The 26,967-nt window shown below is 58.2% G+C and carries 24 protein-coding genes and 1 pseudogene; 20 read left to right on the top strand and 5 right to left on the bottom strand.

The genetic code is table 11. The features are described from left to right. The first annotated feature begins 109 nt into the window (after nucleotides 1–109). From ACPWMG_RS26300 to ACPWMG_RS26285, 4 genes are read left to right on the top strand one after another with little or no spacing between them, the layout of a single operon-like run. Entirely contained in the window at nucleotides 110–1,183 is a 1,074-nt protein-coding gene (locus ACPWMG_RS26300) for a tyrosine-type recombinase/integrase (RefSeq protein WP_483302416.1), read from the top strand. Beyond that, nucleotides 1,184–3,226 carry a tyrosine-type recombinase/integrase gene (locus ACPWMG_RS26295; protein WP_483302415.1) on the top strand — a complete coding sequence of 681 codons (2,043 nt, stop codon included), beginning with the start codon at nucleotides 1,184–1,186 and terminating at the stop codon, nucleotides 3,224–3,226. Nucleotides 3,227–3,259: 33 nt separating this feature from the next. Then, a complete protein-coding gene (locus ACPWMG_RS26290) occupies nucleotides 3,260–5,086 on the top strand; it encodes a tyrosine-type recombinase/integrase (RefSeq protein WP_483302414.1) in 1,827 nt (608 codons plus the stop codon). After that, on the top strand, nucleotides 5,083–5,532 hold the full coding sequence (locus ACPWMG_RS26285) for a hypothetical protein (RefSeq protein WP_483302413.1): 450 nt from the start codon (nucleotides 5,083–5,085) through the stop codon (nucleotides 5,530–5,532). The genes ACPWMG_RS26290 and ACPWMG_RS26285 overlap by 4 nt, the downstream gene beginning before the upstream one ends. Nucleotides 5,533–5,627: 95 nt before the next feature. Here ACPWMG_RS26285 and dprA read toward each other — a convergent pair. Together dprA and ACPWMG_RS26275 are read right to left on the bottom strand one after the other, a co-directional pair. Beyond that, nucleotides 5,628–6,428 (bottom strand): annotated as a pseudogene (gene dprA / locus ACPWMG_RS26280) (DNA-processing protein DprA); the annotation flags it as partial. 73 nt (nucleotides 6,429–6,501) lie between these two features. Next, nucleotides 6,502–7,701, bottom strand: a complete 1,200-nt coding sequence (locus ACPWMG_RS26275; protein ID WP_483305350.1) for a LysM peptidoglycan-binding domain-containing protein — start codon at nucleotides 7,699–7,701, stop codon at nucleotides 6,502–6,504. Nucleotides 7,702–7,868: 167 nt separating this feature from the next. On the opposite strand from ACPWMG_RS26275, the gene def reads away from it, so the two are divergent. The 8 genes from def (at nucleotide 7,869) to ACPWMG_RS26235 (ending at nucleotide 15,529) form a co-directional block, all read left to right on the top strand. Next, a complete protein-coding gene (gene def / locus ACPWMG_RS26270) occupies nucleotides 7,869–8,390 on the top strand; it encodes a peptide deformylase (protein ID WP_483302412.1) in 522 nt (173 codons plus the stop codon). Nucleotides 8,391–8,412: 22 nt separating this feature from the next. Next, entirely contained in the window at nucleotides 8,413–8,895 is a 483-nt protein-coding gene (locus tag ACPWMG_RS26265; protein WP_483302411.1) for a hypothetical protein, read from the top strand. 85 nt (nucleotides 8,896–8,980) lie between these two features. Next, on the top strand, nucleotides 8,981–9,964 hold the full coding sequence (gene fmt / locus ACPWMG_RS26260) for a methionyl-tRNA formyltransferase (RefSeq protein WP_483302410.1): 984 nt from the start codon (nucleotides 8,981–8,983) through the stop codon (nucleotides 9,962–9,964). Continuing rightward, complete coding sequence (locus ACPWMG_RS26255) at nucleotides 9,964–10,710, top strand: AzlC family ABC transporter permease (protein ID WP_483302409.1); 747 nt, start codon at nucleotides 9,964–9,966, stop codon at nucleotides 10,708–10,710. Before fmt ends, ACPWMG_RS26255 begins: the two co-directional genes overlap by 1 nt. Next, nucleotides 10,707–11,069 (top strand): AzlD domain-containing protein, encoded by a 363-nt coding sequence (locus ACPWMG_RS26250; protein ID WP_483302408.1) that lies wholly within the window; start codon nucleotides 10,707–10,709, stop codon nucleotides 11,067–11,069. Before ACPWMG_RS26255 ends, ACPWMG_RS26250 begins: the two co-directional genes overlap by 4 nt. A 126-nt stretch (nucleotides 11,070–11,195) precedes the next feature. After that, the gene (locus ACPWMG_RS26245; protein ID WP_483302407.1) at nucleotides 11,196–12,389 is read left to right on the top strand and encodes a phosphoglycerate kinase; all 1,194 of its coding nucleotides are present in this window, start codon (nucleotides 11,196–11,198) and stop codon (nucleotides 12,387–12,389) included. A gap of 126 nt (nucleotides 12,390–12,515) precedes the next feature. Beyond that, entirely contained in the window at nucleotides 12,516–14,240 is a 1,725-nt protein-coding gene (locus ACPWMG_RS26240) for an ABC transporter permease (protein WP_483302406.1), read from the top strand. Further along, nucleotides 14,237–15,529 carry an ABC transporter ATP-binding protein gene (locus tag ACPWMG_RS26235; RefSeq protein WP_483302405.1) on the top strand — a complete coding sequence of 431 codons (1,293 nt, stop codon included), beginning with the start codon at nucleotides 14,237–14,239 and terminating at the stop codon, nucleotides 15,527–15,529. The genes ACPWMG_RS26240 and ACPWMG_RS26235 overlap by 4 nt, the downstream gene beginning before the upstream one ends. A gap of 43 nt (nucleotides 15,530–15,572) precedes the next feature. Here ACPWMG_RS26235 and ACPWMG_RS26230 read toward each other — a convergent pair whose 3' ends face one another. Further along, nucleotides 15,573–16,691: a fatty acid desaturase gene (locus ACPWMG_RS26230; protein ID WP_483302404.1), complete on the bottom strand. Its 1,119-nt coding sequence runs from the start codon at nucleotides 16,689–16,691 to the stop codon at nucleotides 15,573–15,575. A gap of 292 nt (nucleotides 16,692–16,983) precedes the next feature. On the opposite strand from ACPWMG_RS26230, the gene pyk reads away from it, so the two are divergent. The 5 genes from pyk (at nucleotide 16,984) to ACPWMG_RS26205 (ending at nucleotide 22,067) form a co-directional block, all read left to right on the top strand. Beyond that, nucleotides 16,984–18,420: a pyruvate kinase gene (pyk, locus tag ACPWMG_RS26225; RefSeq protein WP_483302403.1), complete on the top strand. Its 1,437-nt coding sequence runs from the start codon at nucleotides 16,984–16,986 to the stop codon at nucleotides 18,418–18,420. 241 nt (nucleotides 18,421–18,661) lie between these two features. Then, nucleotides 18,662–19,726 carry a class II fructose-bisphosphate aldolase gene (gene fba / locus ACPWMG_RS26220; protein ID WP_483302402.1) on the top strand — a complete coding sequence of 355 codons (1,065 nt, stop codon included), beginning with the start codon at nucleotides 18,662–18,664 and terminating at the stop codon, nucleotides 19,724–19,726. A 163-nt stretch (nucleotides 19,727–19,889) separates the two neighbouring features. Next, complete coding sequence (locus ACPWMG_RS26215; RefSeq protein WP_483302401.1) at nucleotides 19,890–20,795, top strand: phosphoribosylaminoimidazolesuccinocarboxamide synthase; 906 nt, start codon at nucleotides 19,890–19,892, stop codon at nucleotides 20,793–20,795. A 241-nt stretch (nucleotides 20,796–21,036) separates the two neighbouring features. Next, nucleotides 21,037–21,618, top strand: coding sequence for a DJ-1/PfpI family protein (locus tag ACPWMG_RS26210; RefSeq protein ID WP_483302400.1), 582 nt, complete (start codon nucleotides 21,037–21,039; stop codon nucleotides 21,616–21,618). 71 nt (nucleotides 21,619–21,689) lie between these two features. Further along, complete coding sequence (locus ACPWMG_RS26205) at nucleotides 21,690–22,067, top strand: ribbon-helix-helix domain-containing protein (RefSeq protein ID WP_483302399.1); 378 nt, start codon at nucleotides 21,690–21,692, stop codon at nucleotides 22,065–22,067. A gap of 9 nt (nucleotides 22,068–22,076) precedes the next feature. Here the strand turns inward: ACPWMG_RS26205 and trxA are convergent, their stop codons facing one another. Continuing rightward, a complete protein-coding gene (trxA, locus tag ACPWMG_RS26200; RefSeq protein ID WP_483302398.1) occupies nucleotides 22,077–23,036 on the bottom strand; it encodes a thioredoxin in 960 nt (319 codons plus the stop codon). 155 nt (nucleotides 23,037–23,191) lie between these two features. Here trxA and purE point away from each other — a divergent pair, with 155 nt between their 5' ends. The 3 genes from purE (at nucleotide 23,192) to ACPWMG_RS26185 (ending at nucleotide 25,959) form a co-directional block, all read left to right on the top strand. After that, nucleotides 23,192–23,692: a 5-(carboxyamino)imidazole ribonucleotide mutase gene (purE, locus tag ACPWMG_RS26195; RefSeq protein ID WP_483302397.1), complete on the top strand. Its 501-nt coding sequence runs from the start codon at nucleotides 23,192–23,194 to the stop codon at nucleotides 23,690–23,692. 65 nt (nucleotides 23,693–23,757) lie between these two features. After that, on the top strand, nucleotides 23,758–24,900 hold the full coding sequence (locus tag ACPWMG_RS26190; protein WP_483305349.1) for a 5-(carboxyamino)imidazole ribonucleotide synthase: 1,143 nt from the start codon (nucleotides 23,758–23,760) through the stop codon (nucleotides 24,898–24,900). A 33-nt stretch (nucleotides 24,901–24,933) separates the two neighbouring features. Further along, a complete protein-coding gene (locus ACPWMG_RS26185) occupies nucleotides 24,934–25,959 on the top strand; it encodes an L-threonylcarbamoyladenylate synthase (RefSeq protein ID WP_483302396.1) in 1,026 nt (341 codons plus the stop codon). 9 nt (nucleotides 25,960–25,968) lie between these two features. On the opposite strand, the gene ACPWMG_RS26180 is transcribed toward ACPWMG_RS26185, so the two are convergent. Continuing rightward, nucleotides 25,969–26,808: a ChaN family lipoprotein gene (locus ACPWMG_RS26180; RefSeq protein ID WP_483302395.1), complete on the bottom strand. Its 840-nt coding sequence runs from the start codon at nucleotides 26,806–26,808 to the stop codon at nucleotides 25,969–25,971. Between the last annotated feature and the right edge of the window lie 159 nt (nucleotides 26,809–26,967).

The raw sequence follows: 26,967 nt of genomic DNA, 5'->3' as shown, positions 1-26,967 counted from the left end.
AAGAAGTTGCGAGCCGGAAAAACAATAAACTCTTGAACGCTGTAGTCACGAGCGATAGTATTCCCAGCTCGAAAAAAATTCTGAGCTCTTTGTAAAAAGATAGCTATCCATGAAGCTGATGGCGGTTGATTTCTCTGGGAGTAAGAAGTCTTCAATTAGAAGTCTCGGTACGCTACCGCAGATTTTCGATAAACATGGCGTACCTGTTAAAAATGTAAATAGGTACATTGTTGATAACTGCCGTAGCTGGTCAATAAATACGATAAAGACATATTCAGATCAGTTGTTAAATTTCTATAAGTGGCTGGAAAAATCGAGGTCGCTATCAAAAGAACTCACGAGACAATTGTTGGCTGAATATGCTCACTATCTCGCCGCAGTAAAAAAGAATAAACCTAGATCCTCAAACTTAGCTTTAACGGTGGCATTGGGATATTGCCGCTGGTGTGATTCTGAAGAAAATAGTGATTTATTCAAAGGTGAAAAGAAAATCCCAGTCAGAAAATATCTGATGAGCGCAAATTCAAGACTGGGAATATTGGATGAACCGATTATTGAGCCAATCAAATTTTGTTTATTGGAGTATGTTCATGAATTCGAGAATAAATTAAAGACGAAGGCGATTTCTGGCAAGTATGGGGTGAGAAATAATCTGATTGCAAGACTAATGTCTGAGTCAGGGATGCGAGTGTCAGAGGTGGTTGGATTGGAGGTTGATAATCTAGGGGCGATAGATGAAAAAAATGGATACGCGATGGCATCAATCATCGGAAAAGGGCGAAAAAGGCGTTTCGTTCCAATCCCTGGGGGACTTGCACGTGATTTATTTGGATATATAGAACTGGAGCGAGAAAAGATACTTGAGATCAAAAAAATATCTAAAGTGACAAAGGTTCTATTTTTAAGCCATTTTGGTCGAGCTCTTACCACTGGATATATTCAAGGTATTTTTAGAAGTCTTAGCAAAAAAATTAAAAGAAAAATCACCCCCCATAGTTTGAGGCATACATTTGCTACTTACGATTACCTCAAAAATAGAGACATTGTAAGACTCCAAAAAATTCTCGGGCATTCATCTGTCAAGGTAACAAGTATTTATATAGGTGAAGCCGCACTTTTAGGGCAGAGCGAAGACTTTCAGAAATATGTGTCATACCTAGAGTCAGGTTTTGAGGTGCCGTAGATGAACTGCGATCAATATTGGCCAGACGGCCCATCAACAGTTCCTTTGGTTTTCTCGTTGACTTGTAAAAACAACGGACATGTCTATTTTTATAGCTTTGAGGATTTCGATCCAACTGTTGAAGAAATCATTAAGGCTTTGATTTGGGCATTGCTAAGAAGGTCAAGAGCAGTTGGGCATGAGACAAGATGTAGTACGAAGAGCGCAATGCGCTACTTTCAGAAATTCTTAATGAGTATTCCAAGAGAGCACCGACCTCAAACACCAATCGACATCACTGAGGCACTTCTTAGGCAGTATGGACGGTGGTTAAAAGATCTTAAGAACCTGGGCTATAGAAGCCAGGCGAGCACTTTTCGATTACTGAGCCCTTACTTCGAGCAATGGGAAGGGCAGGCATGGGCAGCCCCTGATCTAAGTGTGCCGCCATTTCAATTTCCAAAGTCCAACAATCATTATGTTCGGCCGAAAAAGGGCTATACATCTGCAGATTTGAAATCAATCGCCCAATGTGTTATCGAGGACATTCAGGCAACAAATAGAGAAAGATTGGCGGAGTTGGCATCTCAGTGGGTAGGTATTGCGCCTCCATTGGATGATGTTGCACCGGAGATGCCTGAAATCAGTTCTCAACCTTTAAAAGGGTTGTCTCATGAATATCGAGTTTGGTGGTGGGAGAACAACTGCGACTGCAAGTGCTTAGATATTGCCGAGATCAGAGGAATGCCAGGGGGGTATGCATTTATTTTTGGATTTTGGCCCGAAGGGGCTCGGTATCTCGAGCAAGCGAGAGCGCGTGAAAGATTATTTCAATTCTACGAAAAAATTCAGGCCGGAGAAAAATATGGGAGTAGATATTTAGGTTTGCCATCACCGATTAAATATTCCACCAAGTGGAAGAGTCCAAAATATTTGGATTGGATTTGGCAAAATGAACTGAAAAAGGGACTTGTCAATGAAAAGAATAAGGATTTAGAGAAAAAATTGTATGGGGCTTTGAAGGAGCATCATGGTGGATGTAAAGATTTCTATGCCAGAAATAAAATAATGCAAACGCTGACAATTAATGATTTATGCCCTTATTACATTGGTCTCTTAATGACGACAGCACTAAATCCATCGGTGATACGCCGACTGAAAGTGGATTGTTTGCTTAGGAATCCGTTTGAGAAAGATAAAGATTCTGTCCAGTGGAAAAAATTAAGGGCAAATAAGTGTGGGGTAACGGTTCCACTAAAGCGATCGTCTATTTTGGCACCATCATCAATAATAAACAGTCTCTTGAAGATAACGGCCCCATATAGAGAGGCGGGAAACAATTATTTATTCTGCACTAGGCTTGGACAAGCAAGGTTTGACAACAGCGAGCTTACAAAGAAAGGTTTTGAAAAAGCTGTCAAGGTATGGTTTTTAAAAAAGGGGCTAACTTTGAATGAAGAGGGCGTGCCGCATAGCTCAAGACATTGGTCCTCAAATTTTCGGCCAGCGGCTGCATTTCACCATTACCAACAAACAGGGGATTTGGAAGGTGTAAAAGTTTTGCTATCGCATTCTCGAATAGAAACTTCAGCAAATTATGTGGGAAAAATTCCAGAGGCTGAATTGATTTGGAGAAGAGGCGTTCATATTCAAGCTCTTCTAGTTGGAAGTTCTGTTGGTGAAAATAGAGATGAGGCGGCGATCAAAAGTCTTTCCAGTGGGAAAGGTGGTTTGGTAGAAACAATAAGTGCACACTGTCGTGATATTAAGGCATCTCCATGGAAAGGGCAGGTTAAAGGGGAGAGGTGTACTGCGATGAATGCTTGCTTATATTGTCAAAACCTAGTCGTCACTTTGGAGGATATCTATAGATTTTTTTCGATGCAAAATTTTTACAAAATGAAATTATCAAATAAGGAGATTTCGTTGCATCAATATGAGGAAATTATTGGGGAAAAAGAACGAATTTTTATTGAATTTATACTTCCAAAGTATGAGATTGAATTAATTAATAATCTAAGGGTTCAGGCGAAATTGAAGCCTTCAAAAGAATATTGCTTGTAGATTAAAAAAGTAAAGCTCCTAAATGAGTGACTTATGGAAACTACAGAAAAGACGTTCTTGCCAGTTCTGGTTGTAACTAGGGAGATGGTGCGGGCAGAAAGGATGGGGGTAAGAATTTCAAGTCTTTCCGTATTTTCTGATATGGAGTGGAGTTTTGCTGATGAAAATCCTGGCATAAACCGTGCGAAGCTTGTAGTTAATTTTAAACAGCTTCTGCCGAAATTTGGATATATATCAGTGAACCAGTGTGATGATCTCATCGACTCACTCAAATGCCTGGTTTATTCATTGATATTCGATCCACCCAGAGCTCAACTAGGGATTGCAACTATCGCAAAGAGCGTCAGCTTGGGGCACGGACTGGGGAACTTATATATTTACATGTCTAGAAATGGAATTGGTCGTGCTGCTGATTTGACAGAATTTGACTTATCGCAATTTCTTAAGCAACTAGCCGAATCGCCACTTAAAGGAAAAGGTGATGCGCCTATTAATAATCGAGCTCTGCTCAGCCGGGCCACGGGTATCGAATGGCTTTATCTTCAGCGCAGTAAGCTTGCGGATTTTGTTAGTTTTGATCCTTGGAAGGCCGAAGGCAGTTGTGGTAAATGGTCGAGGGAAAATGCTCAAAAATTAATTCCTCGTGACCAACTGTCAACTCAGCCTTGGTCGGATAATTTGACAAGGGCAATATTTTATGCAGCTCTTGCTGAACTGGAAAGGAAGAATTTTTTAATTGATCGGCTGCAATATCGAGCTGATGAAAATAGAAAAAAAGAAACTATTGGACAGAAAGCTTACTATAAGAAAAAAAGAGAGAAGGAGGATGTGCGGGATTTGTATCTCAAGAAAGACTTTGTCCTTTTCAGAAGTAGTGTGTTTATATTGGTGGGTTATTTAACTGGAATGCGTTCAGGCGAGCTACGCTCGATCCAAGGTGGCGTCGAAGAGATCTGTACGGTTAAGGAGGTAGTTTTTGCAAATTCCAGAATTAAAGCGTATTTTATAAATGGAAAACTGAGTAAATGGCAACCAGTCCCGAAAATTGAGGAATGGCAGACAATGCCGCTTGCACATGAGGCAATAAAGGCGTTGTCTGAAGTCAATAGTTATATTAATAATCAGGCGTCAAATTATTTATTCCGTGGTAGCAATCGACAAAAAACAGAAACTAATGGGCGGCAAATGGAGGCTAACGCAGCTTTGAAGGGAATAAATCTCCTTGCAAATCATCATAATATTGATCTAGCCGAGGTTCAGGGACGAATTTCGGTTATTGATCTAAGGCGAACTTATGCAAGAATTGTTACTCGTGATGGAATGGGGGCAGTTGAGTTGCAGACTCAATTAAAACATCACGATATAAATCTGACGCAGCAGTATGGCGCCCCCAGTACCCGGGAGTATTTGTCTCTCGAGAAAAATAATTGGTCCAAGGAACAGTATGCTGAATTATTGACTGGTTCGGATCATCTTGTTGGTGGCGGTGCATCCGAAATTTCAGCAATGAAACTGGAGTTTATTGGTCTTGCTCGCGAGGAAAAGGATGATTTCCTAAATTCACTCACAAAGAAAGCACTGATTGATCAGGTTGGTGACGGGTTGTGCCTTTATAGGCCAGAGCGAGCTCTTTGCGGCGGAGAAAAAGTAAATTGCCGTCCGGCCGACTGCAAGAACTCAGTGATCAAACTAGACGCGGCTTTAGAAACATTGATGTTTCGTAAAGCAGAAAATCAACGCTTACTTAAACGATTTTCCCGCCAACCCGCTAAGAGAGAGCATTTGAAGGTGCAATTGGCCGAAATTGAAAAGCTCCTTGCACAGGATAGTGGAGCGGACACTGGACGACAGCAGAGATGAACAACGGCGACACGATGGCGCGAGGGAAGCCTCGTGGCAGCATTTCAGGTCTTCAAGCACGCCAATCCGAAAGTGCGCACCAAACTAATTTGGCATTGTGGAGGGCTTACGAGATGCTGTTATCCATTAAGCCTGAGATAACTTGGTCAGAGATTGAACTTTGCCGGATGGCGGGCCTTAAGAGCACTGTTTCCCTCCATGCGGCACGAAACGAGGAACTGCTGAAGCTGTTGAGAGCCCACAATGAAAAAGTCCAAAAAGAGGTAGCAGGCGAAGAGAAGGGAGAGTTGGAAAAGTTAGGGCGGGAATGTCCTCGTCTATCTGCCGAACTTGCCCGGCGAGATGCTGAGAACGGTCTTCTCCAACAAGAGAACAGGATGTTGAGACGTAAAGTAAGTAGCCTAAAACTCCAGCTTGATGCTCTTCGAAGCAATTTGCGTAGATAAGGCACACGGATCTCTTAGTCTGGCGATCGAACAAGCAAGATCCACTCGCAGATGTGCGCGTCTTAACACACATAAGTCTGGGTTACTCGCCTTAATCCTTGCTCTGATGCCAACCGGGCCGTGATCAATGAGCCCGATTTCAGCGCCGCTTCCACCACCAGCGTGCCTTGGCTCAAGCCTGCAATCAGCCGGTTGCGTTTGGGGAAGTTGCTGGGAATGGGCGGTGTGCCCAGCGGGTACTCGCTGATGAGCAAGCCGTGCGCGGCAATGCGGTGGGCCAGCGCCAGATTGCTCTTGGGGTAGACGCGGTCCAGCCCGGTGCCCACAAAAGCCACTGTGGCCAGTTGGTCGGGCGCCGTGGCTGCGCCATCCAGCGCGCCTTCATGTGCGGCGGTGTCGATGCCCAGCGCCAGGCCGGAGACAATCGTCAGCCCTGCAGCGGCACAGCCGTGAGCCAGGATGCGGGCGTTGGTTTCGCCCTGGGGTGTGGGGTTGCGGCTGCCCACCATGGCCAGCGCAGAAAACGCGCCTTGATGCCAAAGATCCACACGCCCCAGCAGGTACAGCATAAGCGGTGGATCTTCCATCGCGAGCAGGCTGCTGGGGTAGTCGTCATCACCGAGAACGACGATGGCCCGTGTGGTTTGCGGGGTAGTCGCTTCAGGTTTGGGTTGCAGCCACAACCAAGTGGTTTCCAGCAAATCGGCCAGCTCTGCGGGAGTCGTCAGCAGCGCTTCAACCAAAGGAGCTGAAACGACTTGCCGTAAGGCGTCTGGGGTTTGACCGAATACCGTTTGGGGCGGCCCAAAAGCCGCCAACAAGCGGCGCGCAGCAGTGTTGCCAATACCTGGGGTCAGCGTAAGGCGGAGCCAAGCCGCCAGATCGTCGTGTTGCATTCGCTGTAAGCCTCCGGTTCAAGGAACGCGGTGCCAGCGGCGAATGCCGCTTAGCCGGGTTGCGCCGCTTCAGTCAGTGCGGGGTGGCCAGCCGGTCGCCCACTTTCACGCCCGAGTTGATCTGCATGATCAGCCCGTAAGAGAGCCGTTCAAACGGGCGAAACACCATCAGCAGGCCGTTGCGTTCGTCGGGCAGTTTGATGACGGGCTTTGACGGGTCGGTTTTGTCGACCTGGGTGCCGCCGTCCGACAGCAGCGTCAAGACGTGGCCGCGTTCGATGCCGTCTTTGGTACCGCGGTTGATCACCACAATCTGGCTTTGTGCGGCGTTGGCTACAGCGCTGCCGTAAATCGACACGATGCGGCCGTCAATCTCTTGTGAAGGTGCGCGCGGCACGTAGTTCAACAACTCACGTGGCGGTTCTGGCAACAGGCGATCGCCCACGCGCGACTCTTCTTTGGAGCTGATGAAGTCGAGGCTGGCCGGAACGATCTCGATGGCGCGCTTGCCATCGCTGTCGACATCTTTCGACTCTTGAAGGCTTTCGCCGCGTACCAAGCGGGCCTTGCCCACATAGCTAGCCTCGTAGCCCAGGATCTCTTTGGTACCTGGGTCTTTCAACGGAACAGCATTGCGGAACACGCGGAAGTCGCGTGGCTGGCCCTTGGCGTCCGACAGCGGGGTTTCGGCGGAACCCCGTGCATAGGCGCGATCCCCCCGGCTGATGAGCACGCGGCCGTCTTGTGTAGCCACAATGCGCGGAGCCATGGCCAGCGTGGCTTCGTCGATGATCAGCGGCTCAGACAAAAACGCTTCGATCAGGTGTGTGGGTAGCGTGGTCAGGGCGTTGTCGAGCAACGACTCATAACGTGTGCGTGGCGACACGCGGATGGTGCCGCCATCATTCAGGCTGGCGGTGCGCAGCATGGCGCGGCCGTCGCGCTTGTCGAGAAACAGTCGCTGGCCTGGGTAGATCAGGTGCGGGTTGCGGATGTCTTGCAGGTTCATGCCCCACAGCTCGGGCCAGCGCCACGGACGGCTGAGGAAGATGCCCGAGATACCCCATAGCGTATCGCCGCTTTTCACGGTGTACGTGTCGGGGGCGTTGGGGGCCAAGTCGGCGATCGGCACGCCTTGTTGGGCGACTTGTGCTGCCGTAGCTTGTTGTGCAGGGGTGACGGGGTAGCTTTGCGCCTGGGCGGATTGGCCCCATCCAAATAGCGAAACCAGGCATGCGGCAATGGCCGTTCGTGTACTGGCTCCCGCCATCATGTATTTCATAGGTTTTTGCACTAAAAACGTTGCAAACTTGCTTAAAACTCACCGCAAATGACGCACGATTTTGCGCCCAAGCCCTTGGATGGGCAACGATTATTGGGTTCAGTCAAACGCTCAAGGGTCAAAAGTGGCGAAAATAGCCACACATTTGTCGAGTCTTCATGTCGTTACTACCTATTCTTCAATTCCCCGATCCACGTTTGAACACCTTAGCACGCCCGGTGCAGAAGGTGGACGAGCGCATCAAGACTTTGATCGCCGACATGCTGGAGACCATGTACGACGCCAATGGCATCGGCCTGGCCGCCACGCAGATCAACGTGCACGAGCGGTTGATCGTCATTGACACCTCGGAAGAGCGCAACGCGCCCATGGTGCTGATCAACCCCGAGATTGTCTGGGCCAGCCCCGAGCGGGTGATGAATGACGAAGGCTGCCTGTCGGTACCTGGCATTTACGACGGCGTGGAGCGCTCCACACAGGTGAAGGTGACGGCGCTCGACGGTGAAGGCCAGTCGCGCACCATCGAAGCCGATGGTTTGCTGGCGATCTGCATCCAGCACGAGATGGACCACCTGCTGGGCAAAGTGTTTGTCGAATACTTGTCGCCGCTGAAGCGGAACCGGATCAAAACCAAAATGCTCAAAGCCAAGCGTGATCTTGAAAAAGACAAACGCAGCTGAAATCAAATCTCAGGAGACAGCCATGGCACGCGGTAAACAACTTTTGGCAGCGGCATTGGCTGCACTCTCGCTGGCCGGATGCGCCACGTTCCCGGTGCCCGAAGGCGAGTCGCGCGAACAAGTGCTCGAGCGCTACGGCAAGCCCACGGCCGAACTCACGCGTGGCACCACCACCCGCATGCAGTATTCCGGGCAGCCCTTCGGGCAGTTTGCCTGGAACGTGGATCTGGAGCCCACAGGCCGTGTTGCCCGCTCGTACCAGGCGCTGACGCTGAACGAGTTTGCGCGCATTGACACCTCTGGCACCACCACCACCGATGACATTCTTTGGGGCTATGGCCGCCCTGCCAGCGTGGACCATGTGGCCACATGGCAAGGCGACATCTGGACCTACCGTTGGAACGACGGCACCGACAAGTTTTTCTGGGTTTATTTCGACACGGCCGGCATGGTGCGCCGCACCCAACAAGGCCTGGATTTACTGAACGTGCCCGACCGGCGCTGAGTTTTACCGTTGAGCCGTGGCGTCTAGAGGGACGCGCCGTGTGCGGCCCGCCGCTGGCTTTCAATTCAAAATCAAAAGAGATTGCATGCGCATCATCTTCGCGGGTACGCCCGAATTTGCCCGCGTGGCCCTGCAGCAATTGCAGGCCGCCGGCTTCGACATTGCGCTGGTGCTAACCCAGCCCGACCGTCCCGCAGGGCGCGGCATGAAGCTGCAGGCTTCGCCCGTCAAACAATTTGCGCAGACCCTGGGTGTGCCCGTGGCGCAACCGCGCAGCTTGCGCCTGGACGGCAAGTTCCCCGAGGAAGCCGCCGCCGCACAACAAGCCATTTTGGATGCCAAGGCTGACGCCATGGTGGTCGCCGCTTACGGGCTGATCCTGCCGCAATGGGTGCTGGATGTGCCGCGCCTTGGCTGCTTGAACATCCATGCCTCGCTGCTGCCGCGCTGGCGCGGTGCCGCGCCCATCCACCGCGCCATCGAGGCCGGCGATGCACGCACCGGCGTCACCATCATGCAGATGGATGCGGGGCTGGACACCGGCGACATGCTGCTGATTGAAGACATTGCCATCCAAGACGACTCCACCGCCACGCTGCACGACAAGCTCGCCAGCCTGGGTGGCCGGATGATTGTTGAAGCGCTGGAGTTGGCCGCCTGCGGTGGCCTGCGCCCCGTGCCGCAACCCGCCGAGGGTGTGACCTACGCGCACAAGATCGAAAAGCACGAAGCCGCCATCGACTGGTCGCTTAGCGCCGAGCAGATCGTGCGCCGCGTGCAGGCGTTCAACCCCTTCCCGGGCGCGGTGGCGCAGCACGGTGATGAAGCGCTGAAAGTCTGGGCGGCGCACGTGGCCGATGGCGCGGCGCCACAAGGCAAAAAGCTTGGCGAAATTGTGGCCATGACGCCCGATGTGATTGCGGTGGCAGCTATGAATTCAGTAGTCAACATCACCGAGATCCAACGCGCGGGCGGCAAACGCCTGCCGGTGCGCGACTTCATTCGCGGCTTTGATCTGCAATCTGGCCAGTGCTTTGTGCAGGCGCCAGCGACCCACGAGGCTGCCTGATGTTTCTACGCCGCAGCCTGCGCGAGCACGCCGAATTCAAAGCCGGCATGGGTGACATGTGGCCACAAGCGCCAGGCATCTTCGCCTGGGGCCTGATGACCGGCGTGGCCATGGTCAAGTCGGGCATGAGCGTCGTCGAAGCTTTGTCGATGGCGATCCTGGTGTTCGCCGGTAGCTCGCAGCTCGCGGCTATTCCACTGATCATCGCTGGCGCGCCGATGTGGATCATCTTGGCCACCGGCTTTTGTGTGAATCTGCGCTTTGTGGTGTTCAGCCTGCACCTGCGGCCCTACCTGATGCACTTGCCGCGCTGGGAGCGGCTCACACACGGCTATCTGACGGCCGACATGACCTACGTGTTGTTCACCCGGCGCTACCCCAAGGTGGGCGAAACCCCGGCCGAGCACCAGGCGCAAGAAGCCTACCTGGCCGGCAACTGTTTCCTCAACTGGGGCACATGGGTCAGTGCCAGCGTGTTGGGTGTGCTGTTGGCCAACTTCATTCCTACCGCCTGGGGCCTGGGTTACGCGGGCATCCTGTGCCTGGTGGGCATTTTGTGCTCGCTGGCGACCACGCGTTTGCGCGTGCTGGCTGCGGCCACGGCGGGCGCGGCGGGTGTGGTGGCTTATGCGCTGCCGCTCAAGCTCAACATTGTGGTGGCGATTGCCGCCGCGGTGCTGCTGTGCATGAGCATGGAGAAGTTCACCCCCGCCAACAACGACCGGGCAAAGGGTAAGACGGCATGAGCTTCACCGACTTTGGCCCCACCGTGGGCGAAACCGATGCCTGGACGCTGGTGGTGATCGTCGGCCTGGCCTGCATCACCGTCATCGCGCGCAGCTTCTTCTTCATCTCCAGCAAATCCTGGAGCCTGCCGCAGTGGGCGCACCGTGGCCTGCAATACGCGCCAATCGCTGCACTGGCGGCCGTGGTGGTGCCCGAGGTGGTGGTCACCAACGGCCACCTCGCCACGCTGTGGCTTGACGCGCGGGTCTACGCGGCCATCGTGGGGGCGCTGGCGTTCTACTGGCGGCGCGATGTGTTGATCACCATCGTCATTGGCATGGCGGTCTACTTGCCGTTACACCTGGGCTTGGGTTGGTAGGGCGTTGAGGCTACGTTTGCGCAGAGACTGCCATGTGCGCAACTTCTGGCAGCTGTTGGCTTCTAGAATTGGCGCCAATCGCCCTAGCCGGGCTCCCGCTTTCTTAATCTCCAGCGAGTTGTTGCCATGAACGTTTTGCGCTTTTCCGATTTGTGTGCCCAAGGCAAAGTCTCGGGTCAACGGGTGTTCATCCGTGCCGACCTGAACGTCCCCCAGGACGACGCCGGCCACATCACCGAAGACACCCGCATCCGCGCCTCGGTGCCCTGCATCCAGTTGGCGCTGGACGCCGGTGCTGCCGTCATGGTGACCTCGCACCTGGGCCGCCCTACTGAGGGCGAATTCAAACCCGCCGACTCTTTGGCTCCCGTGGCCGCACGCCTGGCCGAGCTGCTGGGCCGCGAAGTGCCGCTGGTGGCCAACTGGGTGGACGGCGTGACCGTGGCCCCTGGCCAAGTGGTGCTGCTGGAAAACTGCCGCGTCAACGTGGGTGAAAAGAAGAACAAGCCCGAGTTGGCGCAAAAGATGGCCGCGCTGTGCGACATCTTTGTGAACGACGCTTTTGGCACCGCCCACCGCGCCGAAGGCACGACCTACGGCATCGCCGAATACGCCAAAGTGGCCTGCGCAGGCCCGTTGTTGGCGGCAGAGATCGATGCCATCACCAAGGCCCTGGCCCAGCCGCAGCGCCCGCTGGTGGCCATCGTGGCGGGCTCCAAGGTGTCGACCAAGCTCACCATTTTGAAGAGTCTGGCCGAGAAGGTTGACCAACTCATCGTCGGTGGCGGCATTGCCAACACCTTCATGCTGGCCGCCGGTTTGAAGATCGGCAAGAGCCTGGCTGAAGCCGACCTGGTGAGCGAAGCCAAGGCTGTGATCGACGCCATGAAGGCGCGCGGCGCCGCCGTGCCGATTCCCACCGATGTAGTCACCGCCAAGACCTTTGCGGCCGATGCTGTGGCCACCGTCAAAGCGGCGGCTGATGTGGCCGACGACGATCTGATTTTGGATATCGGCCCACAAACCGCTGCCGCCCTGGCCGCGCAATTGAAGAAGGCCGGCACCATCGTCTGGAACGGCCCCGTGGGTGTGTTCGAGTTCGATGCGTTTGCGCATGGCACGGAAACCATTGCCCGCGCGATTGCCGAAAGTGCTGCGTTTTCGATAGCTGGCGGTGGTGACACCCTGGCCGCTATCGCCAAATACGGCATTGAAAAAGACGTGGGCTATATCTCCACTGGCGGTGGCGCTTTCCTGGAAATTCTGGAAGGCAAAACCCTGCCCGCATTCGAGATCTTGCAAAAACGCGCAGCCGGTTGAGTTTTTGGTGGCTGAGGCCGCCAAAATTCATACCGTCTTTACAAAACGGTGTTCCACTCCGCAGCCTGAGCCGCTGACATAGCGGGTTTTAAGAACAACGCTGCGGCCGTGACGGGAGGGCGAGGAATGACCAAATGGCCTAAGCCACCAGGCGGGAAGCTGCTCGCCACCACGCCCAACCGCTGGGACTTTGCTTTGCTGCCGCTGGTGCTGGCGGTTCTGCTGGCACTGGCCTTTGGCGCTGCGCAGATGGCCAAGCCGTTTGTGGTGGGCGAGGCCATGGAGATCTCGCTCTCGCCCGAGGTGCTGCCCTACTACCTGCTGCGCACCACGCTGCGCATGTTCATCGCACTGGGCTTTTCGCTGCTGTTCGCCTTTGTGTTTGCGGCCATTGCCGCCAAATACCGCGCCGCCGAGAAAGCCATGATCCCGCTGCTGGACATCTTGCAGTCGGTGCCGATTCTGGGCTTTCAGGCGATTGCTATCGCACCGTTCATCGCGCTGTTTCCCGGCAGTTTGCTGGGCGTGGAGTGCGCGGCCATCTTCGCCATCTTCACCTCGCAGGCCTGGAACATGGCGTTCAGCCTGTACACGTCGATCCGCAACGTGCCTGACGAACTGAACGAGGCCTCGCGCATGTTCCGCCTCTCGGCCTGGCAACGCTTCTGGCGGCTGGAGCTACCGTTTGCCATGCCAGGGCTGCTGTGGAACATGATGATGTCCATGTCAGGCGGCTGGTTCTTTCTGGTGGCGGCCGAGGCCATTTCGGTGGCCAACCAAGACATCAAGTTGCCCGGTATCGGCTCGTACATCGCCGTCGCCATTGAAGACAAAAACGGCATGGCGATTGCCTACGCCATCGGCGCCATGCTGGTGGGCATTCTGGTGTACGACCAACTGTTCTTCCGCCCGCTGCTGGCCTGGGCCAACAAGTTTCGGTTTGAAGATTCCCAGGGCGACACGGCGCAGCAATCCTGGTTGCTCGACTGGATGGGCCGCAGTCACTGGATGCGTGCGCTCACCCAGCGCTTCTGGCGCGCCATGCGAGGGGCGCTGGGCTGGTTTAGCACTGCGCGCACCGATGCGCCGTACACAGCATCCTCCACCTTTGCTAGCCCTATCTGGACGCGGGTATGGGATGTGATGCTTGTGCTGGGCACGCTGGCGGCGTTTGTTTGGCTGCTACTGTTTGTCCACACCGTGGTGGGCTGGGGCGAGGCGGCGCATGTGGTGATGCTCGGCTTCATCACCCTGCTGCGCGTGCTGCTGTTGATTGGCTTGGCCTCGCTGGTGTGGGTACCTGTGGCAGTGTGGATAGGCCTGCGGCCAGCGTATTCGCAGCGTGTGCAGGCGGTGGCGCAATTCCTGGCGGCCTTCCCGGTCAACCTGATGTTTCCGCTGGTGGTCTACCTGCTGGTGACCTGGAAGCTCAACCCCAACATCTGGCTCAGCCCGCTGATGGTGTTTGGCACGCAGTGGTACATCCTGTTCAACGTGGTGGCCGGTGCCGCCGCCATTCCCAACGAACTGCGCCTCGCGGCCGACAACCTGGGCGTGCGTGGCTGGCTGAAGTGGAAGCGGGTGTACTTGCCGGCTGTGTTTCCGGCCTATGTGACCGGGGCCATCACCGCCAGCGGCGGCTCGTGGAACGCCAGCATCGTCGCCGAATACGTGACCTGGGGCGACACCACCTTGGTGGCCGACGGCCTGGGTAGCTACATCAAACACATGACCGATGTGGGCGACTTCCACCGCATTGCGCTCGGCATTGGCGTGATGTGTATTTTTGTGATGCTGTTGAACCGGTTTTTCTGGCGCAAGCTGTATTTGCTGGCGGAGAGTCAACGATGAATCTGATTGAACTGCAAGGGGTGGCCAAGTCGTTCTCGGCGGCCGACGGGTCCGCACGCACGGTGCTGACGTCGGTCGACTTTGAACTGGCCGATGGCGAAATTGTGGCGCTGCTGGGAAAGTCTGGCTCGGGCAAATCCACGTTGCTGCGCATCATCGCTGGCTTGATTCCGGCCGACCACGGCCGGGCGGCCTACCGCCAACAACCCATCCACCGGCCAGTGGCCGGGATCGCCATGGTGTTCCAGTCGTTTGCGTTGTTTCCGTGGCTCACGGTGCAGCAAAACGTCGAGCTGGGCTTGGAGGCCCAAGGTGTGCCGGCCGCAGAACGCGAGAAGCGCGCCGATGCTGTGCTGGAGCTGATTGGCCTGGCCGGCTTTGGCGGCGCACTGCCGCGTGAGCTTTCGGGCGGCATGAAGCAGCGTGTGGGCATTGCGCGTGCGCTGGTCACCAACCCCGACATCTTGCTGATGGACGAGGCGTTTTCTGCGCTCGACGTGCTCACCGGCGAAACCCTGCGCAACGACATGCTGGAGCTGTGGGATGGCGACAAGATCCCCACCAAGGGCATTCTCATCGTGTCGCACAACATCGAAGAAGCGGTGATGATGGCCGATCGCATCATCATCCTGGCCAGCGACCCGGGGCGCATCCGCGATGAGGTGCACATCCGGTTGCCACGTCCTCGCAATGCCGATTCAGCCGAGGTGCGCGCGTTGATCGACGAGGTCTACGGCCTGATGACGCAGCACCCCGTGCAAGCCGCTGCGGCCGGGGCGCCCGAGTCGGCGCATGCCGGTTACCGCCTGCCCGCCACCGACATCAGCCGCATCGAAGGTGTGTTGGACATGCTGGCTGGCGCGCCGTTCAACGGCCATGCCGATTTGCCGCGCTTGGCCGAAGAAGCCGAATTGCCCGACGAAGAACTGTTCCCCACCTACGAGGCGCTGGGCTTGCTGGGGCTGGCGCACGTCGATCACGGCGACATCCACCTCACGCCCTTGGGCCAGCACTATGTGGATGCCGACCAGGTGCGCAAACAAGAAATGTTTGGCCAGCAACTGCTGACACATGTGCCGTTGGCCGCGCACATCCGGCGCGATCTGGAAGCCGAGGCCAGCGGTACCTTGCCCGACAAGCGTTTTCTGGAGTTGCTGGAAGAATTCCTGGAAGCCGAAGAAGCCCAGCGCGTGCTGGAAGTGGCGATTGAGTGGGGCCGTTATGGCGAGGTGTATGGCTACGACTATCACACCTCGCGGCTCACACTGCCAGAAAGCGAAACGGCTTAGTGAGTATTTAACTCACTAAGCCGTTGGTTGGCGTGTCTGGCTGTTAAGCCGACATGGCGGCCCGCGGTGGGCTGGTCATGCGACCTTGAAAGTCCGTCCAGCAGTTGCGCGAGAAGTCGTACAGCTTGCAGGCGCGGGCGGTGTCGAAGTACCAGCGCCACGAGAACGGTTGCACCACGATACGTTGGGGCAACAGCTCTTCCAGCTTGGCTTGTGCGGCCTTCAACTTGTACAGCGGAATGCTCATGTCCACGTGGTGCGCGGTGTGCTCCATGATGTGGTGCAGCATGGCACCAATCTGTACCGGGAAGGTCAAGTGCACGGTGGTCGACACAAAGGGCTGGGCGCGCTGCCAGGTGGCGCGGTCGTTGTGCCAGGACACCTTCACGTGCGTGTGGTGGCCGTAGATCACAAAGCCCATCATGTTGAACCAGAAGAACATGGGCACCACAAAACCCAGCAGCAACAGCAGCCAGATGGATTGGCCGGTGTACAGCGCGGCGCCCACCAGGGCGGCGATCCAGATCACGGCAAAGCCGGTGACCAAGAGGCAGTCCCAGGTGAAGATGGCGCGGTTGGTGTTGCCCATTTGCGACTTGGTGGGGAACATCATCTTCTTCCACCAGATCTCGATCATGTAATACAGACCCGGGCCCCAGCCGCTGCGGTAGATACGCTGCAGGAACTTGCCGCCAGGCGACAGCGCGGCATACTCTTCTTGCGTGAGCGGCGCCCACACAAAGTCCACCCCTTTGAGGTTGGTAAAGCCGTGGTGCACCACGTTGTGGCCTACGTCCCACAGGCTGTAGGCGGTCATGGAGGGCAGGAACGCAATGCGGCCGAGCCACTTGTTGAGGCGGCGGTGTTCGGTCAGGCTTTGGTGGCAGCCGTCGTGGCCCACCACAAACAGGCGGCCAATCACAAAGCCGGCGGCCAGACCGCACAGCAGCATCAACCACACCGATTCAAACAGTACCACGCCGGCCAACAGGGCGCCCAGCACAGCGTAATCCAGGATCAGCAGGCTGAAGGCTTTCCAAGTGTTGCGCTGGGCTAACGGCAGCAGCCACGAGCGAATAACTTTGCGATGCGGCAGCGGAGCATCTACTGCCAAGGGTTGCGGCGGAGACTCCGGCGCGGTCGTGTCGGACTGTGACGTCATGTCAAAAATTTCAATTGAAAGATGCCGGCGCCTTGTGCGCCGCGAAGACCCAAGAAAACCAAGGCCCAGCCGATCTTAAGCGTAACCATTGAGACACAGGCTGACCCGGATCAATGTTAGGGCTGGTATCTGGATCTTCTGGTTTTACCACGTTTGCCTGACACCCCTATGTCCTCTGGGGTTGAGCCCTTCCAGGGGCAGTGTTGCACCTGGAAAACGACACTATTTTGGTAACCCAAATGTTCATGGTTCCATGTGAAAATGGAAACTAAATTACACGGAGACCGTTGATATGAAACCCCGTCGCGCTACCAAAATTGTTGCCACTCTTGGCCCCGCTTCCAGCGATCCGCAGTTGCTGGAACAGATGATCCGCGATGGCGTTAACGTCGTACGGCTGAACTTCAGCCACGGTAAAGCCCAAGACCACATCGACCGTGCCTCCATGGTGCGCGAGGCTGCACGCCGCGCCGGCCGTGAAGTGGCCATCATGGCCGACCTGCAGGGCCCGAAAATCCGCGTGGGCAAGTTTGCCGAAGGTAAGGTCATGCTGGAGCCCGGCCAAAAGTTCGTGCTCGACGCCTCGCGCGCGGAGCCCGGCGACATTGATGGCGTGGGCCTGGACTACAAACAACTGCCGCGCGACGTCAAGGCTGGTGATGTGTTGTTGCTGAACGACGGCCTGATCGTCATGACAGTCGACGCCGTGCGTGGTGAACAGGTGCACACCACCGTGAACCTGGGTGGCGAGCTGTCGAACAACAAGGGCATCAACAAAAAGGGCGGCGGTTTGACCGCGCCTGCGTTGACCGCCAAAGACATGGACGACATCAAAACCGCCATGGCTTTCCAGGCCGATTACGTGGCTGTGAGCTTTCCGAAAAACGCCACCGACATGGAAATGGCGCGCCAACTGTGCAACGTGGCCGCAGCCGAGTTCAACCACAAACCGGGTTTGGTCGCGAAGGTTGAGCGTGCCGAAGCCATTCCGCACCTGCAAGCCATTCTGGACGCCAGTGACGGCATCATGGTCGCGCGTGGCGATCTGGCGGTGGAAGTGGGCAACGCGGCCGTGCCAGCGCTGCAAAAACGCATGATTCGCATGGCGCGCGAGAGCGACAAGTTCGTCATCACCGCCACGCAAATGATGGAAAGCATGATCACCAACCCGGTGCCCACGCGCGCCGAGGTGAGCGACGTGGCCAACGCCGTGCTGGACGGCACCGACGCCGTGATGCTCAGCGCCGAAACCGCCGCCGGCAAGTTCCCGCTGGAAACCGTGCGCGAAATGGCCAACATCTGTGTGGAGGCCGAAAAGGCCGAATACAACCAACTCGACGCCGACTTCACCGGCAAGGTGTTCAAGCGCATCGACCAGTCGATCGCCATGGGAGCGCTGTTTACCGCCACCCACTTGGGTGCCAAGGCCATCGTGGCCCTGACCGACAGCGGCTCGACCGCCTTGTGGATGAGCCGCCACAGCATCCACGTGCCGATCTACGCGCTGACGCCGCGCCTGTCTACCCAACGCAAGATGGCGATGTACCGTAACGTGCGCCCCTTGTTGATGGATGCCAGTGCCGACCGCGACACCGCGTTGCTGGAAGCCGAACGCCACCTTACCAAGCGTGCCATCGTGCAGAGCGGCGACATTTACGCCATCACCTGCGGCGAACCCATGGGTGCCCCGGGTGGCACCAACATGCTGAAGATCTGCCAGGTCGGTTAAGACCTCTTGCGTTTGCGGGCACAGACCCGCTAGAACCCGCTCAAAGCCATGCCGCGACCCGTTGCGGCATGGCTTTTGCACGTCTTGTTCCGACGCCGCCTAGGGTGGTCGTCCGACATTTTTCATCACCCCGTCAACGGCTGCGGGCTAAAATCGGGCGAGTTACCAAGCGGTTACCAAAACGTCAGAAATTGGGTATTCCCGCTTGACCCCACTTTTTTAACTCTCAGGACTTACCACCATGGCACTCGTTTCGATGCGCGAACTGCTGGACCACGCCGCTGCAAACGGCTACGGCATTCCAGCCTTCAATGTCAACAACCTGGAACAAGTCCAGGCCGTGATGATGGCCGCCGACGAAGTCGGTGCCCCGGTCATCCTGCAAGCCAGCGCTGGCGCTCGCAAATACGCGGGCGAGCCCTTCATCAAGCACTTGATCGAAGCGGCCTGCGAGGCTTACCCGCACATCCCGTTGGTCATGCACCAAGACCACGGCACCACGCCCAAGGTCTGCGAAGGCGCCATCAACCTGGGTTTTGGCTCGGTGATGATGGACGGCTCGCTGCGCGAAGACGGCAAAACCCCTGCCGATTTCGCCTACAACGTCGACGTGACGCGCAAGGTGGTCGACATGGCGCACAAGGTGGGTGTCACCGTGGAAGGTGAACTCGGCTGCCTGGGAAACCTGGAAACCGGTGAAGCCGGCGAAGAAGACGGCATCGGCGCCGAAGGCAAGCTCGACCACAGCCAAATGCTGACCGACCCCGAAGAAGCCGCGCAGTTCGTCAAGGCCACCCAGCTCGACGCTCTGGCCATTGCCATCGGCACCAGCCACGGCGCCTACAAGTTCAGCCGCCCCCCTACGGGCGACATCCTGGCCATCAGCCGCGTGAAAGAGATCCACAAGCGCATCCCCAACACCCACTTGGTGATGCACGGTTCTTCTTCCGTGCCGCAAGAGTTGCTGGCGCTGATTAACCAGTACGGCGGCAAGATGAAGGAAACCTACGGCGTGCCCGTCAAGGAAATCCAGGAAGCCATCAAGTTCGGCGTGCGCAAGATCAACATCGACACCGACATTCGCCTGGCCATGACCGGCGCGGTGCGCAAGTTCCTGGCCGAGAACCCAGACAAGTTCGATGCCCGTGAATGGCTCAAGCCTGCGCGTGAAGCCGCCAAGGCGGTCTGCAAGGCGCGCTACCTCGAATTCGGCTGCGAAGGCCAAGGCGCCAAGATCAAGGGCGACAGCCTGCAAATCGTGGCCGCCAAGTACGCTAAGGGCGAACTCGCGCAGTTGGTGAACTGAGGGTTAACTAAGGATGAAGCAGGGGTGAGTTGACCCCAAGCGGATTCCCCTGCCCTTGAAAGAGCCACCATTTGGGTGGCTCTTTGCATTGAGGGACAATAGCCCTCCGGCCCCGCCGCCACTCGGGCGGCCTGCGCTGTTTTTGAACCCGGACCCCACTGACATGACCACTGCCGCTCCGTCCCTCCATACCTCTTCCCTGAAGTCCTTGCCCCTGCTGGCGCGCGGCAAGGTGCGCGACAACTACGCCGTGGGCACCGACCGCATCCTCATGGTGGCCAGCGACCGCCTGAGCGCCTTCGACGTCATCATGGGCGAGCCCATCCCCGGCAAAGGCGAGTTGCTGACGCAAATGGCGTTGTTCTGGTTTGGCCAACTCGGCCACCTGTGCCCCAACCACCTGACCGGCCAAGACCCCGAAAGCGTGGTCACCCCCGACGAAGTGGCGCAAGTGCGCGGCCGCTCCATGCTGGTCAAGCGCCTGAAGCCCATTCCGGTGGAAGCCGTGGTGCGTGGTTACCTCGCCGGTAGCGGCTGGGCCGAATACCAGCAAAACCAAGCCGTCTGCGGCGTGCCGCTGCCACCCGGCCTGCGCAACGCCAGCCGCCTGCCCGAACCCATCTTCACCCCCGCCGCCAAGGCCGAAATGGGTGAGCACGACGAAAACATCACCTACGAGAAAGTGGTCGAGATCGTTGGCCCCGAGTTGGCCGAGCAAATCCGCAGCATCAGCATTGCCATCTACCAAGAAGCCTCAAAAATCGCGCTGGCCAAGGGCATCATCATTGCGGATACCAAGTTCGAATTCGGTCTGGATGACAAGGGCGTGCTGCACCTGATGGACGAAGTGCTCACGCCCGATTCGTCGCGCTTCTGGCCACTGGAAAGCTACCAGGAAGGCATCAACCCCCCCAGCTACGACAAGCAGTTTGTGCGCGACTGGCTGGAGCAAGCGACGGTTGACGGCAAGCCCTGGAGCAAGACCCCGCCCGCGCCGCGCCTGCCGCGCGAAGTGGTCGAAAAAACCGCTGCCAAATACCGCGAAGCCATGGAGCGCTTGACGGCCTAACAGGCTGCTGAAAAACTACTGCGGAGGTCATCTGCGGCGTTGCGCGGTGCTCGGAATCCTCACGTACTAGAAGTACGCTCCGGTTCCTGTGCTCCGGGCGCCTTGCAGCTAACCTTCCTCGCTACGTTTTTCAACAGCCTGAAAGCCGGTTGCGGCCACGCAATGTAGTAACCGGCTAACACCCGCTGCCGCTGGCGCAGCGGAACAATGTTTTCTCCTGCACACCCTTTAGGAGACAAACATGGCTGGCAAAAAAATCTTGATGATTTGCGGTGACTACTGCGAAGACTACGAAACCATGGTGCCGTTCCAGGCGCTGCTGGCGGTGGGCCACACCGTCCACGCCGTGTGCCCCGACAAAGCGGCCGGCGACCACATCAAAACCGCCATCCACGACTTTGAAGGCGCGCAAACCTACAGCGAGAAGCCCGGCCACAACTTCACGCTGAATGCCACCTTCGCCAGCATCAAACCGCATGACTACGACGCCTTGGTTATCCCCGGTGGCCGTGGCCCCGAGTACCTGCGCACCTACCCGGCCGTCATCTCGGCCGTGAAACATTTCTTTGAAGCCAACAAGCCCGTGGCCGCTGTGTGCCACGGCGCGCAATTGCTGGCGGGCGCGGGCGTGCTGAAAGGCCGCACCTGCTCGGCCTACCCGGCCTGCCGTGTGGAAGTAGAAATTGCAGGTGGCACCTACGCCGAGATCGCCATCGATGCAGCCGTGACCGACGGCAACCTGGTCACAGCCCCGGCCTGGCCAGCGCACCCCGCCTGGATCGCGCAGTTCTTGACCCTGCTGGGCACGCACATCTCCCACTAACGACGTTAATCCCCATTGACGTGGGCGTGGTCGGCCTCCGATGATGGCGGCTGAACCACCGGGAACCCGCCATGTGCCAAGTCTTCATCAGCGCCGACCCCACGCTCTACGCCAGCCGCGCCCGCTCCGTGCGCCTGCACGGTGTGGCCACCAGCATCAAGCTGGAGAACCTGTTCTGGCAGGTGCTGGAAGAAATTGCCGCGCGCGACGGCATGAGCGTGCCGCAGCTATGCACCAAGCTCTATGACGAGCTCTCGCACGAACGCGGCACGGTGGAGAACTTTGCGTCGTTTCTACGCGTGTGTTGCGGGCGTTACCTCGACCTGCAATTGGCCGGCGGCATTCCGCAAGACACGTCCATTCCCATCCGCAGTTTGAACGCGCAGCGCGTGCTGGCGAGCGAGCGGCCTGCCCAACGCATGGCGCAGGCGGGCCGTCACGCGGCTTGATCTGGGTTTTTAATTCAGCGCCATGCTGAGCCGGCGCCGGTAGCGCGAGATCAGCTCCAACTGCGGGTCTTGCGCCTTGGCCGCATGGCCTGCCAGTTCAATGCCGCCAGCAGTTTTACCGGAAGCATCTGCATCGGGCTTTTGCACCGGCGGCGTCAGCAGTTCCAGGATGGCGACGAAGGTCTTACGCGGGGCTTCGTCTTCCCACTTGCGGTCGCGCATGATGATTTCCAGCAACTCGTCCATGGCGGCGGTGAATTCGCCGCGCGCCATCAGCACGCGGCTCTTGGCGAAGCGGGTTTCAAAGTCGCGCTTGTTGGTTTCAATCTTTTCATCAAACTGGGCCGCAGGCCATTCACGGCGCTCGTCACCAGCTACAAAATGCAGAGCGTTCGCCCATTGGTGCAGGGCTTCAAAGCGCAACTGCACCGGGATTTGTACCAGCGCGGGTTGCAGTGCGGCACCGGCTTCTTCGAGGTAGCCGTTGCCGATCAGCAGCTTGACGTAGTCGTAGCGCGCGTCGTCGTTCGCAGGGTTCACGGCCAGGGCTTCTTGCAGCTTGACCAGCGCGGCGTCGGTGTCGCCGGATTCAAGCAGGGCTTGGGCTTCGTCGGTTTCGTCAGGAATGGCTTCGAAGCCGTCGCCGGCGGGCACATGTTTGTCGAGGAAGGCGCGCACCTGGCCTTCGGGCATGGCACCGGCAAAGCCGTCCACCGGCTGGCCGTTCATCACCAAAATGCAGGTGGGAATGCTGCGGATGCCGAAGGCACCGGCGAGTTGCTGCTCTTGGTCGGAGTCGATCTTCACCAGCTTGAAGCGGCCGGCGTAGTCAGCTTCGAGCTTTTCCAAGATGGGGCCGATGACCTTGCATGGGCCGCACCACGGCGCCCAAAAGTCCACCAGCACAGGCACTTGCATGGAGGCGGCAACCACCTCGGTTTCAAAGTTTTCTATCGTGACGTCGATCATGGCAAGGGGCTGCGCTGCCGGGGCAACGCTTTGTTGGTTAGGAAGGAACAGCCGCCGATGTTAGCGGCTGTGTCAATGAAATTTGGTGGTGTTGGAAGCGTTATGAATCCAGTTTGAGGGCGCAACCGTAAAATTCAACCTTTAGAGGAATCAGCATGACCGTCCAAATTGGCGTCGTCATGGGCTCCAGCAGCGACTGGGACACCATGCAACACGCAGTTCAAATTCTCCAGCAGTTCGGCATTGAGCATGAAGCCCGTGTGGTCTCTGCGCACCGCATGCCGGATGACATGTTCACCTACGCCGAAGCGGCTGCCGGCCGTGGCCTGCAGGCCATCATTGCGGGCGCGGGCGGCGCGGCGCACTTGCCGGGCATGCTGGCCGCCAAAACCACGGTGCCGGTGCTCGGCGTGCCGGTGGCCAGCCGCCATCTGCAAGGGGTGGATTCGCTGCATAGCATTGTGCAAATGCCCAAGGGCATTCCGGTGGCCACGTTTGCCATCGGCACCGCTGGTGCGGCCAATGCGGCGCTGTTTGCGGTGGCGCTGCTGGCCAACCAAAACCCGGCTCTGCGTGCCAAGCTCGAAGAATTTCGCGCGGCGCAAACCGAAGTGGCGCGCAACATGACGCTGCCGCCGGTGGAGAGCAAAGCGTGATTGACTCCATTTCTAATGCTGATCAAAAGAACCAAGTCATCCTGCCCGGCGCCACACTGGGCGTGATGGGCGGCGGCCAGTTGGGGCGCATGTTTGTGCACGCCGCACAGCGCATGGGTTACTTCACCGCTGTGCTCGACCCCGATGTCTCCAGCCCCGCCGGCCGCGTGAGCCACCACCACGTGTTGGCCGACTACCTTGACGCCAAGGGCCTGGCCCAACTCGGCGCTGTGGCCGATGCCATCACCACCGAATTTGAGAACGTGCCCGCCCCCGCGCTTGAGGCGCTGGCGCGTCAACGCCCGGTGTCGCCCGCCGCCTCGGCCGTGGGCATTGCACAAGACCGCGCGCAAGAAAAAGCCCACTTCGTGCGCTGCGGCGTGGCCTGCGCGCCTTACGCCGTGATCGACAGCGCCGAGACCTTGGCTGCGGTGGATGCGAACCTGCTGCCCGGCATCTTGAAGACCAACCGCATGGGCTACGACGGCAAGGGCCAAGTGCGCGTGGCCGATCGTGCCGCGCTGGAGGCCGCCTGGGCGCAACTGCGCCAAGTGCCCTGTGTGCTCGAAAAAATGTTGCCGCTGGCGGCCGAATGCTCGGTCATCGTGGCGCGTGGCCGCGACGGCCAGATCGTCAACTTCCCGCCGCAGCGCAACCTGCACCGCGAAGGCATTTTGGCGGTGACCGAGGTCTATGAAGGAAATCTGCCTTCAGCGCTTACTGCAGATGCGGTAGCAGCTGCGAAATCTATAGCGAACGGCCTGGACTACGTGGGTGTGTTGTGCGTCGAATTCTTTGTGCTGGCCGACGGCGCTTTGGTGGTCAACGAGATCGCCCCGCGCCCGCACAACAGCGGCCACTACACCATGGACGCCTGCGATGAATCGCAGTTCGACCTGCAAGTGCGCACGCTCGCCCGTTTGCCGCTGACCACGCCGCGCCAACACAGCCCGTCCATCATGCTGAACCTGCTGGGCGACCTGTGGTTTGACGCAAATGGCGTGCGTGCCCAAGCGGTCACGGCCGCCACACCGCCGCCATGGGCCGAAGTGCTGGCGCTGCCCGGTGTGCACCTGCACCTCTACGGCAAGCTGGAAGCCAAGGCTGGCCGCAAGATGGGCCACATCAACGTCACCGGCGCCAGCATTGAAGCGGTGCGCGCCACGGCGTTGCAAGCCTGCCAACTGCTCGGCCTAGAGCCGTTCTGATGTTTCAACTCTGACGTTTCAATAAGGCCCGCCATGATCCTCGACGGTTACGACCCCGCCGCCGTGGCGCAAGCCGCGCAGACCCTCGCCGCTGGCGAGTTGCTCGGCCTGCCCACGGAAACCGTCTACGGCCTGGCAGCCGACGCGGCCAGCGACAGTGCGGTCGCGAAAATCTTCGCCGCCAAGGGCCGCCCCAGCGACCACCCGCTGATCGTGCACGTGGCCCCTGCGGCCACGCCAGATGCACCGCCCGCCGGCGTCGGCCACTTTGCCGCCAGCGTGCCCGACTTTGCCGCCAAGCTGATGCGCGCTTGTTGGCCCGGCCCGCTGACGTTGATCTTGCCGCGCCGCCCCGAAGTGGGCGCCGCCACAGCCGGTGGGCAGGATTCCATTGGTGTGCGCTGCCCCTCGCACCCCGTCGCCCAAGCCGTGTTGCGCGCCAGCGCCGAGCTGGGCGTGATGGGGGTTGCCGCCCCCAGCGCCAACCAGTTTGGCCGCGTGAGCCCCACCACGGCTGAACACGTGCAGGGTGAATTTCCCGAAGGCTTGCTGGTGCTGGATGGCGGGCCGTGCGCCGTCGGCATCGAGTCCACCATCGTCGACTGCACACGTGGCGCGCCGGTGCTGCTGCGGCCGGGCTCTATCACCCGCGCCGAGATTGAAGCCGCCTGCGGCCAACCGCTGCGCGACAAAGATGCCGTAGCTGCACCCGACCCACGCGCCTCTGGCACGCTGGTGGCGCACTACGCCCCCAGCGCTAAGCTGCGGCTGATGTCGGCCGGCGAGTTGCAGCAAGCGCTGGACTTGTTGGGCGATGAAGCTGGCACCGAGCCCGGCATAAGCATCGCTATCTACGCCCGTACCAACCTGCGTAGCCGTTCACCCAAGGTGCTGTTGCAACACATGCCCACCGACGCCGAAGCCGCCGCCCGTCGCCTATTCGCCGACCTGCGCGCGCTCGATGCGCAAAAGGTGCACTTGATCTGGGTGGAGATGCCGCCCGAAGATGCGCGCTGGGAAGGCGTGTTGGATCGGTTGAGCCGGGCTGCTGCGGCCTGAGAACCGTTTCTAGGGTTTGACGGTGGCTGGCTTCAACGTCTTCGCCAGTTCGGCGCAGTAGTCTTTTTCTGGTGCTGCCGTGGTGGCCCAAGCCACATCAAACACGGCGCCGCGTGTGGCGGCTGGCGCTGCTCCTGCGGGCTGGAACTCCACCGCGCGCACCGATAGCCCGGCTGGCAAGTAGTGCGGCACGCCCACGGCGCGGTCAACGTGGCCACCACCGGCCAGCAGCAACACGGTTTTGCCCGGAACCACGGCGGCGGCCACGGTTTGCGCCATGGCTTGGTCGCGCGCGATCTGGATGCGTGTCATGGGTGCGATTTGGCTCTCGGGCAACTGATCGCAGTGGCCAGTGCGGATGGCGTTTTGTTGGGTTTGCAGTTGGGCGGGCGTCAACAACGGGTCGAGTGCGGTGTTGCCCATGGCTTGGCGCATTTGGGCGCGGGGCAAGTTGGCGCCGAGCACCGGCACACCAGCGGCCACGGCGGTCATCACGGCGGGGCCGTAGGACTTCCAGGGCCAGCCGGCTTCGTTCCAGCGCAGGGCTTTTTGTACTTCAGTGTCCGACGCGTTGCGCGGCAGGCCTTCGGTACTGCCGCCCTGGTCGGCCATCTCCAGCGTGAGGGCGGCGAGTTGGCCTCGTGCGGCCAGGGCGGCTGTGACCTGTTGGTGCAGTTGCTGGTGCTCGGCCACGTCGTGTTTCTCGCCGAGCAAAATGGCGTCTGCAGGCAGCAGGGTGGCCACGCGCAGGGCCACGTCAGAAGTGGCGGGCGCCGTGTTGGGGGTGCTGCAAGCCGTCAAGGCCAAAGCGGCGATCAGTGTCAGGGGTTGGAGTAAGCGGTGTGGCATATCTGGGAAAGGTATGGCACTGGCTGGCATGATCGGGCTCTTGCTGGCTGGGTGCGCGTCGTGTGTTCTCGTACTAAATTTCTAAGGGAAAAAACGTTGTTGCTACGGGTGCTGGGTACTATAACTTTGGCGTGGTTGGCCGCGCAGGTCTGCATTGCT

It is taken from the genome of Hydrophilobacter chitinilyticus (assembly GCF_049860745.1).
In the GTDB taxonomy this organism is placed as follows: domain Bacteria; phylum Pseudomonadota; class Gammaproteobacteria; order Burkholderiales; family Burkholderiaceae_C; genus Rhodoferax_B.
Note: the sequence above shows the minus strand (reverse complement) of the source record. Positions and strands in the feature narration are given on the sequence as shown.